The following is a 9,645-nucleotide window of genomic DNA, read 5'->3' on the forward strand; positions in this document are numbered from 1 at the left end:
GGCGCCGGCTGCCGATTTGGCTTGGCCCGCTGTCTGTTCGGCCTGCGCCGCGGTGGCGCTCATCCATGACACATACGGTGCGGCGGCGACAGTCATCGACGCCGACGCCGAACCTCGCCATGGTCCACTGGTCAGGCTCGAGATCACTGACCCGTAACTGCTTGCCGCCGAATACATCTCGATTGCAAGGTTGTCCCAGGACGCCACGGCAGCCGTCATGGGCGCGGAACCCGGCCCGGTGTACATCAGCCCGGAGTTGATTTCCGGTGGTAATACTGCGAAGTCCATTGCTCACTCCTCAGCTTGCCGCGACGGCGTTGGCCGCTTCGGTGGTGGCATAGGAACCGGCGCTGGCCGCCAAAACCGTCACGAACATCTGGTGCATCGCTGTGGCCTGCGCGCTCACCGCCTGATACATCTGCGCGTGTGCAGCGAATTGCATTGCGGTCAAAGCGGAGACCTCGTCAGCGGCGGCGGGAACCAGCCCTGTGGTCGGGGCTAGCGCCGCGGCGTTCTGCGCGCTCACCGCCGAGCCGATCAGTTGCAAATTGCCCGCTGCGGCGGACAGCATCTCCGGTACGATATCGACGAACGACATGAGACTGCTCCTTCGTAAATGACCGGCCCCGAAATGCGATAGCGCAGGCCGATTTCAGACAGCAACCATCGGCCCGGGACCGGATGGAAAGCTACGGTCATTGGTTTTAGCCGTGGCCCTGCCATATCCAGGCAGCAGGCCACCCAGCTCTGTCCGTGCATCGGGCAGAGCCGTAACGGTTTTGAAGTGCGTTCGCCCGCGGTGGCGATCTCGGCCCAGCCGGAAGCCAAGCCGACTTATCGACGCGTTTCAGCCGACGCGCTCGGGCTGCACCGTCCACTTCTCCTCGATGCGTGCATAGCGCCAGATCAACACGGCGCCAACCCATGTCACCACGAACAGACCGACGATCAGAAAACCGACCGCGTTGAGGTCGATGCCGCCCAGCCAGCTCCAGAATCCGCCGGTCCAACCGAGCTGTTGAGCGAGCAGTCCGAGCAATTCCACACTGCCGATCAGCAGCGCGACCAGGACAGAGAGCCCGGTGATGGTGATGTTGTAGTAGACCTTCCGCACCGGGTTCGAAAACGCCCACCCATAAGCAAAATTCATGAACGAGCCGTCGATGGTGTCCAGCAGGCACATCCCGGCGGTGAACAGCACCGGCAGGCACAAGATCGCATACCAGGGCAGACCGGCTGCTGCGCTGGTGCCGGCCAGCACCAGTAGCGCGACCTCGGTGGCGGTGTCGAAACCCAGCCCGAATAACAAACCCACCGGATACATGTGCCAGGAGGCGGTCACCGATTTGGTGAAGCGGCCCAACAAGCGGTTGAGCAGTCCGCGGTTGTTCAGCTGAGCTTCGAGCTCGTCTTCGTCGTACTCGCCGCGGCGCATCCGCGCGAATACCCGCAGAATGCCGATCAGGATCACCACATTGATGGCGGCGATCAAACACAAGAAGACGCCCGAGACGCTGGTGCCGATCAGGCTGGTGTAGTGATGCAGGGCCGATGAATCCTGCTCGACCGGCCCGATGATCGCTTTGAGGCCGGTCGCGATCAACACTGCCAGCCCGAACACCACCGACGAGTGGCCGAGCGAGAAAAAGAAGCCGACGGCAAGCGGCCGCTGCCCGTCGTTCATCAGCTTGCGGGTGGTGTTGTCGATCGCGGCGATGTGGTCGGCGTCGAATGCGTGGCGCAGTCCCAGCGTGTAGGCCGTTAGCCCGATGCCGATGCCGAACGCCTTGTCTCCGACGCTCAAGTGCGCCGGCTCGACAATGAGTACCAGTGTGCCCCAACCGATTACATGCAGCGCGATGATCACCGCAAACATCGATCCCAGACGCAGCCACTCGTCGGGGGTCAACGCGGCCCGTAGCCGAGACAGTGATGACCATTGCCTGCTGAGCGGGTCAGCGGCCATGTCGCGTCCCATCTTCAAAATCCCGACCGCCGACGAGAATAAACCACTAGTGGACGTCATGCATACGATTCGCAGGAATTCTGCAAGTTTTTTGCATGTGGGCGGTGCGGGCGAGATCAACCCCGAAAGGTGATCAGCGGGATCGCCAGCTCGGCCGGGGTGGCCGCGCCGTGAAAGCCGACAAGGCGAGCCACTTCCGGCGGCTCGTGACCGGTGGCCAGCACCGCTGTGTCGCCGGTGCAGATGACGACGACATCGCCGACCCGGGCCAAGTGGTCGGGATGCATCGGCCCGAACAGCCCGGCTGCGACGGCGTCGTCGCGGCTGCGCACCTCGGCTCGCCCATCCAGCAGTTCGCTCCAGGCGGCGATCACGTCGGGTGCCGCACCCGGCTCGGTATGCAGGTAGCGCACCCGGGGATCGCCGGCGACCGCGCGCACACCGGCCTGCAGCCTTGAGTCGGCGTCGAGGTCGATGCGGGCTTGCGCCGGCACGTTCAGACCGCCGTGGTCGGCGGTAATCAGCAGCGCGGCATCCGACGGCAACGCCTCGACCAGTCGGGTCAGCAGCGCGTTAACGCGGACCGCGGCGGCGTGCCACTGTGGTGAATCGATACCGAACAGATGTGCCGCGGTGTCGAGGTCGGCGATGTAGGCATAGAGGAATCCGGGCGCCGCGCGCAACTGGTCGACCACTAATTGCGCGTAGTCGTCGTCGGTGTTGGCGGGGCGGAGTTGCGCGCCGCGGTACAACGCCTCGGTGAGGCCGCTGCCGAGAAATGCCGCGGGCAGCACGGCCCCGGCGTCGACGCCGGCCTGCTGCAGCCGCTCGAACCACGTTGGGACGGGCTGCCATTGGGCCGCCGGCGGATCGTCACGCCAAAAGATGTGGTTGAGCACCCGGTCGGTGTCGGGGAGCTTGACGGTAAAGCCGAGAATCCCGTGTTCGCCCGGTGTGACCCCGGTGCACAACGACGCCAGGCTGGTCGGTGTGGTGGACGGGAAGGTGCAGGCGAGTTCGTCCATCCGGCCGGCATCGCCGGCCAGCACCGACGCCAGCAGCGGTGCATCGGCGGCCAGCGCCGGAAGCAAGTGCCAGCCCATCCCGTCGACGAGCACCACCGCGACGCGGCGCACGTCGCCGACCGACTCGGTTAGTCCCAGCGCGTCCGGCGCCCCGGAAACCGACAGCAGGGCGGCCGCGGCGGGCAGCACGTCGCAGATCGATTGGGGCATCACGTCAGTTTGGCAGGCGCATACTGGATGAGTGGCCAAGCCCTCGGCAGTGGATCCGGCCGTCACCGAGCGAATCGGTGAGCTGCTGCGGTCCCACGGGCTGCGGCGGATGGCATCTCGGATCGCGGTGTTGGCCGTGCTCGAGCCGGTCCACGGTCATCTGTCGGTTGCCGAGATCGACCAGCGGCTGCGCGCGTGCCTGCCCGCCGACGACCCGCCGCCGGACTTGGCCACGATCTACCGCACGGTGACCACGTTGGTCGACCAGGGTGTGCTGCATGCGCTGACCCTCGATGGCGGGGTCACCACCTATGGCCTGGCCGCCGACCCGCACCATCACGCGGTGTGCACCCGCTGCGGCTCGATCATCGAAGTGCCGGCCGGGCGGCTGGCTTCCGCACTGGAACATGCGATGGCGGGCAGTTCGTTCACGCTGTCCGAACGCGCCGGCCTCACCTTGCACGGCCTGTGCCCGCAATGCCAGCAGAACGGCCCGTCAGGACAGGTCGAGTAGCGCGTTCTCGACGACCTCCGGCAGCGCCGGGTGAATCCAGTACTGACTGCGAGCCATCTGCTGGACAGGCAGCCCGAAGCTCATCGCCTGGATCAGCGGCTGGATGATCGACGAGGCCTGGTGTCCCATGATGTGTGCGCCGAGGAGTCGCCCGGTCCCGCGGTCGCCGACCAGCTTGACGATGCCGGTGCTGTCCTCCATCGCCCAGCCGTAGGCGACGCCCCCGTAGTCCTGGATAATGCAGGACACGTCGAAACCCTTTGCCACAGCTTCATTCTCGGTCAGGCCGACGGTGGCGATCTGCGGATCGGTGAACACCGCGGCGGGGACGTAGCGGTGGTCGGTGGCGACCAGCGCTTCGGTGTCGTCCCAGTCGCAGAGCAGATTGTGCTGCACGACGCGCGCTTCGTGGTTGGCCACATGCTTGAGCTCATACGGCGACGACACATCACCGAGCGCGAAAACGTTACGCGCCGAAGTTCGTTGGTATTCGTCGACGACGATTCGGCCGTGGTCGACGTCGATGCCGGCCTGGTCGGCGTCGAGCTGATCGCCGTTGGGGCTGCGGCCGGTCGCCACCAGCACGGCGTCGGTGCTCAGCGTCGAACCGTCGTCGAGCTCCAGCACGATGCCGGAGCGGTCCTGATGAGAGCCGATGACATTGCGGTGGGTGCGCAGTTCCCATTTGGTCGACGCGATGCGGGTAAACCGCTCGCACAGCGTGTCATCGAGGTGGCGTAACAGCGCGCCGCCGCGGATCACCAGGGTGATCCGGACACCGAGGGCGGAGAAGATGTGCGCGAATTCGGCTGCTACGAAACCGCCTCCGACGATCACCAGGTGCGGGGGCAACTCGGGTATTCGCATGATGGTGTCGCTGGTGTAGTAGTGCACCCCGCACTCGATGATGGCCGGCGGGATCACCGGTCGCGCGCCGGCGGCGATCACGACCTGCTCGGCGGTGAACTCATCGCCGCCGTCAGTGCGCAGCAGGTACCGACCGTCGGGCTGGACCGCGCCGAATCGGGTGTGCCGGTCGTAGACGTCAACATTGGGGGAGGCCCGTCGGTAGTCTTCACCGCTGATCGCGATCGGATCGATGCGCCCGAAGATGCGCGAGACGATGTCGTCCCAACGCACCCGGTCGATGTGCGCGTCGACGCCGTAACGGGCTGCCGTGCGGATCGTTTCGGCAACCTCGGCGGCGTAGACGAACATCTTGGTGGGGATGCATCCGACATTCAGGCAGGTTCCGCCGAATGTTCCCTGTTCGCAGATCGCGACTCGTTTGCCGGCATAGCGTTCGTCGAGAATGCTGTTGCCCGAGCCGGTTCCGATTATCGCCAGGTCGTAGGTCTCCATCCGGCTGCCCTTCAGCCGCTTTCGGTCGTGACGTTGGAGGCGGCACCAAGGTAGTCATCAAGCCAAGTGTCCAACCGTTGGTAGGCCACCTGCCGGGGCCGCGGCATCGACAAGAACACATCGTGCTTTGCGTCGGTCACCGGAACGATGGTGCTGCGATTGCCGATGCAGCCGGCCCAGCGGGCAACATGTGCCACGTTGAGAACCGCGTCGCCGCATTGCAGGGCGATTGGGTCCGCGGTCTCCGACACGCTGTGATCTGACCGCAGGATCAGGTTCGGCACGCCGACGTCGAGCCCACGATGCAGCCGCGCCTGGCCACGTAGGACCGCGCGCAGCCAGCCGAAGGTGACGGGGAAGCCGCCCAGCGGTTTCCACTGCAGGTTGTAGTCGAACTCGCCGTAATAGTCGCGGTGCAGGCTGGCGCCATAACCACCGACATTTTCGCTCGGCGCCCGGGCGACCCGTTTATCGCCGGCCCGCGCGATCGCGGCGATCAGCGCCGCCGTCGTCGGCCAGCGCAGCACCCCCGGACCGGGCAGATCCAGAAACGGGCTGTTGAGCACCAGCCCGGTCACGCCCGCGCGTGCGGTCGCGCCACTGCTACGTCGGCGGCGTAACCGGTCGAGCCACAGCGACACGATCAACCCGCCGGCGGAATGGCCGTACACCAACACCCGCGCCGAACCGGTCTGCTCGCCGATGACGGCCAGCGCGCGGTCGAGCTCGGCGTCGTAGCTGGCCAGGTCGGTGGTGAAGTGCGGGGTTTGGCCAGACCGCCACGACCGCCCACATTTGTGCAAGTCGAGCGCATAGAAGGCGAACCCGCGGTCGGCGAAGTGGTCGGCCAGCGCGGTGTGGAAGAAGTAGTCGGTGTATCCGTGCACGGCCAGGACGGCGTCGGTGGCTGTCGCGGCTTCACCGCGACGCAGCAGTGTCGCGACGACATCGCCCTCGCCATCGGGATCGTCACCTAGCGGGATGGTGAGCTGCCAGTAGCCGGGGAGGACATCGGGCTGCCAGCCAGTCACGCACGCCAGCTTAAAGCGTGCGAGGTCCGGCTATCGCTGGTCGGCGTAGGGCACCGCTTCGATCACGCCACCGCCGTTGAGCGGCGGCCCGAGCAACACAATCGACGTGTTGCTGCCGGGGTTGTAGTCGATGAGCGATTGGCCGCCCCCACACGAAGCCGTGGCTCGCAGGTCGAGATCGCCCCCGTTGACGCCTGCCACGGTGACGCTGCGGCCGGGTTCGACGCCGGACACCGAGACCGGCGAGGTGGTGCCGTCGGCGTTGAGCTTGGCCAGGTACTGATAGCCGCATGCGCCTTCGGCCTGCACGAACGTGCCTGCGGGGAGCTGCCAAGCACCGACGTCGCGGAGGTCGGGACCCTTCTGCCCGTCATTGGACGCGGTGAGCGCGGTGGGCGGGCGGCCGCCGATCGGCGCCAACCACAGCCGCGACGCAAATCCGGGAGCATCGCAGGACGCGAGAACGGTCGCGGCGGATTTCTCGTCCCACCACCGCAATGGACTGCAGTTGGTCTGTCCCGGGATCGACACCGTCGCGCCAGGCGTCCCGTCGTTGCCCATCAGCGCCAGGCCCGCCGACGTGCCGAGGACCAGCCGCGTACCGTCGGGCGTCGAAAGATAGTTGCCGTTGAACGGGCTGCCGAGTTTGTCGGTCGGGTAGGTCAGCTCGTGGTTGCCGGCGAGGTCGACTCGGTCCAGGGTCGCGAGTCGCGAGCCCGGGCCCGGTGGCGTGGACAACAGCAGCGCCTTGCCGTTCGGGCGGCTGTAGCGAGGTGAGCCGTGCACGCCCAGCGTCGTCTGCGTGCCGGTGTGCAGGTCGACCATGATGGCCGTCGACGGGGTGGCGTACCGCGCGTCGAACAGGGCGTGGCTGCCATCGCCCGACCAGTCCACCAACTCGGGACCCGCCTGCTGACCCGGCGGCGGGAACGTGGTGATCGGATAGCGACCACCCGCAGGGTCGACCAGGTACAGCGTCGTGGTGGCCGACTCGCGCGACGGTGCGCCTGGGGGGAGCGGGGCGCCGGGGCGCTCGCCGGGAACCGGGCTCCAGGTTGCAAGCATCCAACCCGGACCGACCTGCGACCAGGGGATGGTCGCGATCGCGGCTTCCACACCGTGAGCCGCGGCCTCCGCAACCGCTGCCGGCGACGTCGCAGTGGGGCTACCAGATGTTCGGTGCGCCGCATCCGAACCGGTCGACGAGGAACACCCGGCCACCAGTACACCGGCCAGCGCCACGGCCGCAGCCAAATTCCGCCAGGTCATGGCGCACAGCGTGGCAGACCGGGGCGGAATCTGCGGCACAACCTCGAACAACGGTGAGCGGCCTGGCCGGGATAACCTGGCGATCTGAACAGCCCAGACGGTCGCTCGAGCGCAAAGGACGAATAGCCCGGTGTCAGACCCGCAGGTCGCAGCAACGGCCGACGTCGTGTTGGTCGGGGCGGGGATCATGAGCGCCACCCTGGGCGCGTTGTTGCGGCGGCTGGAGCCCGCCTGGTCGATCACCCTGGTCGAGCGGTTGGACGCCGCCGGGGCCGAGAGCAGCGACCCGTGGAACAACGCCGGCACCGGGCATTCCGGGCTCTGCGAACTGTTTTACACACCGCAGCAGCCGGACGGCTCGATCGACGTCGGCAAGGCCGTGCGCGTCAACGAGCAATTTCAGGTCACCCGCCAGTTCTGGGCCTATGCGGCCGAAAACGGCATCCTGCCCGATGTGCGCGGCTTTCTGCGCCCGGTTCCGCACGTCAGCTTTGTGCAAGGCGCCGATCGCGTCGACTATCTGCGCCGCCGCCGGCAGGCGCTGGCCGGCAACCCACTGTTTGCCCGCACCGAATGGATTGACGATGCCGACGAATTCGCGCGCCGGCTGCCGTTGATGGCCGCCAAACGCGACTATTCCCAACCTCTCGCGCTGGATTGGGCTGCCGACGGCACCGACGTCGACTTCGGTGCCCTGTGCCGACAACTCATCGGCTACGGGGTGCGCAACGGTACAGCCGTGTGGTTCGGCCACGAAGTGCGCAGTCTGTCTCGTCAGCGCGACGGCGGCTGGACGCTGACGGTTCGCAACCGCCGCACCGGCGAAAACCGCAGGCTGAACGCAAAATTCGTCTTCATCGGTGCCGGCGGGCAGGCGTTGCCGCTGTTGGGAAAGTCCGGCATCGCAGAAGCCAAGGGATTTGGTGGCTTTCCGATCGCCGGAAAGTTTTTGCGCAGTGGCAATCCCGCGATCACTGCTGCGCACCGGGCGAAGGTCTACGGCTTGCCCGCGGTCGGCGCGCCGGCGATGACGGCGTCACATCTCGACGCGCGGATCGTCAACGGCAAGCCCTGGCTGCTGTTCGGGCCGTTCGCCGGGTGGTCGCCGAAATTCCTTAAGCACGGCCAGATCACCGATCTGCCGCGGTCGGTCACGCCGGGCAACCTGGCGACCATGATCGGCGTCGGCGTCACTCAGATGAAACTGGTCAACTACCTGATCGGCCAGCTGCGGCTGTCGCAGCCCGCCCGGGTCGGCGCACTGCGCGAATTCGTACCCACCGCCAGGGATTCCGACTGGGAGCTGACGACGGCCGGTCAGCGGGTGCAGGTGATCCGGCCAGACAAGCGCAAAGGTGGAGTGCTCGAATTCGAGACCACGGTGCTGAGCGCCGCCGACGGCAGCATCGCCGGTCTGGTCGGAGCGTCGCCGGGAGCCTCAACCGCGGTATCGGCGATGCTCGACGTGCTGCAGCGCTGCTTTCCCGACCGGTATCAGGCGTGGCTGCCTACTCTGAAAGACATGGTGCCGTCGTTGGGAGCCACCCTCTCCGGTGAGCCGGCGCTGTTCGACGAAGTGTGGTCTTGGAGCACCAAGGCGCTGCAGCTCAAGCCCGATTGCCCGCAATGACCGCGGCATTGCACCGGGCGTGGGCCAAAGACCTTGACGTTCCAACGCTTTACGCGCTGCTGAAGCTGCGGGTGGAGGTCTTCGTGGTGGAACAGGCCCGCCCGTATCCGGAGTTGGACGGGCGTGATCTGCTCGCCGAAACCCGGCATTTCTGGTTGGCGGCCCCCGACGGCGAGGTCATCTGCACGCTGCGGCTGATGGAGGAACACGGGGGCGGGCAGAAGGCATTTCGGCTCGGACGGCTGTGCACCGAACGCAGCGCGCGCGGCCAGGGCCACACCACCCGGCTGTTGCGCGCGGCGCTGGCCGAGGTGGGCGACTATCCCTGCCGGATCGACGCGCAGATCTACTTGACGGACATGTATGCCCAGCACGGATTCGTCCGGGACGGCGACGACTTCGTCGACGACGGAGTTCCGCACGTACCAATGGTCAAGCCCGGTTTTGCGGGGCAGCCGTGAGACTCGCCGGCTGATGTCGTCGCCCGAGAACCCTTATCTGGTCGGCTTGCGGCTGACCGGCAAAAAGGTCGTTGTGGTCGGCGGCGGCAACGTTGCTCAGCGCCGGCTTCCGCTACTGATCGCCAGTGGCGCCGACGTGCACGTCATCACCCCAACGGCCACCCCCGCGGTCGAGGC

General features: G+C 66.6%; 11 protein-coding genes. 4 read left to right on the forward strand and 7 right to left on the reverse strand.

Translation table 11 applies throughout. From position 1 onward, the window contains the following. The 4 genes from WAN71_RS12960 to WAN71_RS12975 all read right to left on the reverse strand — a co-directional run. The coding region (locus WAN71_RS12960; protein ID WP_422225716.1) for a PPE family protein at positions 1-288 on the reverse strand (288 nt) is incomplete at its 3' end. Positions 289-298: 10 nt separating this feature from the next. Beyond that, a complete protein-coding gene (locus WAN71_RS12965) occupies positions 299-598 on the reverse strand; it encodes a PE family protein (protein WP_422225717.1) in 300 nt (99 codons plus the stop codon). Positions 599-847: 249 nt separating this feature from the next. Further along, on the reverse strand, positions 848-1,966 hold the full coding sequence (locus WAN71_RS12970; protein ID WP_422225725.1) for a HoxN/HupN/NixA family nickel/cobalt transporter: 1,119 nt from the start codon (positions 1,964-1,966) through the stop codon (positions 848-850). A 116-nt stretch (positions 1,967-2,082) separates the two neighbouring features. Beyond that, complete coding sequence (locus WAN71_RS12975; RefSeq protein ID WP_422225718.1) at positions 2,083-3,201, reverse strand: alkaline phosphatase family protein; 1,119 nt, start codon at positions 3,199-3,201, stop codon at positions 2,083-2,085. A 31-nt stretch (positions 3,202-3,232) separates the two neighbouring features. Between WAN71_RS12975 and WAN71_RS12980 the strand changes: the two genes are divergently transcribed. Next, positions 3,233-3,715 carry a Fur family transcriptional regulator gene (locus tag WAN71_RS12980; RefSeq protein ID WP_422225719.1) on the forward strand — a complete coding sequence of 161 codons (483 nt, stop codon included), beginning with the start codon at positions 3,233-3,235 and terminating at the stop codon, positions 3,713-3,715. On the opposite strand, the gene mtr is transcribed toward WAN71_RS12980, so the two are convergent. Genes mtr through WAN71_RS12995 form a run of 3 tightly spaced genes read right to left on the reverse strand, consistent with a single transcriptional unit; the run spans position 3,698 to position 7,377 of the window. Then, entirely contained in the window at positions 3,698-5,077 is a 1,380-nt protein-coding gene (gene mtr / locus WAN71_RS12985; RefSeq protein WP_422225720.1) for a mycothione reductase, read from the reverse strand. The genes WAN71_RS12980 and mtr overlap by 18 nt on opposite strands. 11 nt (positions 5,078-5,088) lie before the next feature. Further along, positions 5,089-6,108, reverse strand: a complete 1,020-nt coding sequence (locus WAN71_RS12990) for an alpha/beta hydrolase (RefSeq protein ID WP_422225721.1) — start codon at positions 6,106-6,108, stop codon at positions 5,089-5,091. Positions 6,109-6,138: 30 nt separating this feature from the next. Next, on the reverse strand, positions 6,139-7,377 hold the full coding sequence (locus WAN71_RS12995; RefSeq protein ID WP_422225722.1) for a hypothetical protein: 1,239 nt from the start codon (positions 7,375-7,377) through the stop codon (positions 6,139-6,141). 130 nt (positions 7,378-7,507) lie between these two features. Here WAN71_RS12995 and mqo point away from each other — a divergent pair, with 130 nt between their 5' ends. The 3 genes from mqo to WAN71_RS13010 all read left to right on the forward strand — a co-directional run. Then, complete coding sequence (gene mqo / locus WAN71_RS13000; protein ID WP_422225723.1) at positions 7,508-9,007, forward strand: malate dehydrogenase (quinone); 1,500 nt, start codon at positions 7,508-7,510, stop codon at positions 9,005-9,007. Continuing rightward, positions 9,004-9,468, forward strand: coding sequence for a GNAT family N-acetyltransferase (locus WAN71_RS13005; protein WP_422225724.1), 465 nt, complete (start codon positions 9,004-9,006; stop codon positions 9,466-9,468). Before mqo ends, WAN71_RS13005 begins: the two co-directional genes overlap by 4 nt. A gap of 13 nt (positions 9,469-9,481) precedes the next feature. Beyond that, positions 9,482-9,645, forward strand: a 164-nt coding sequence (locus WAN71_RS13010) for an NAD(P)-dependent oxidoreductase (RefSeq protein WP_422225726.1), incomplete at its 3' end; no start/stop codon positions are given.

Source organism: Mycobacterium sp. (genome assembly GCF_049280035.1).
Classification (GTDB): Bacteria; Actinomycetota; Actinomycetes; order Mycobacteriales; family Mycobacteriaceae; genus Mycobacterium.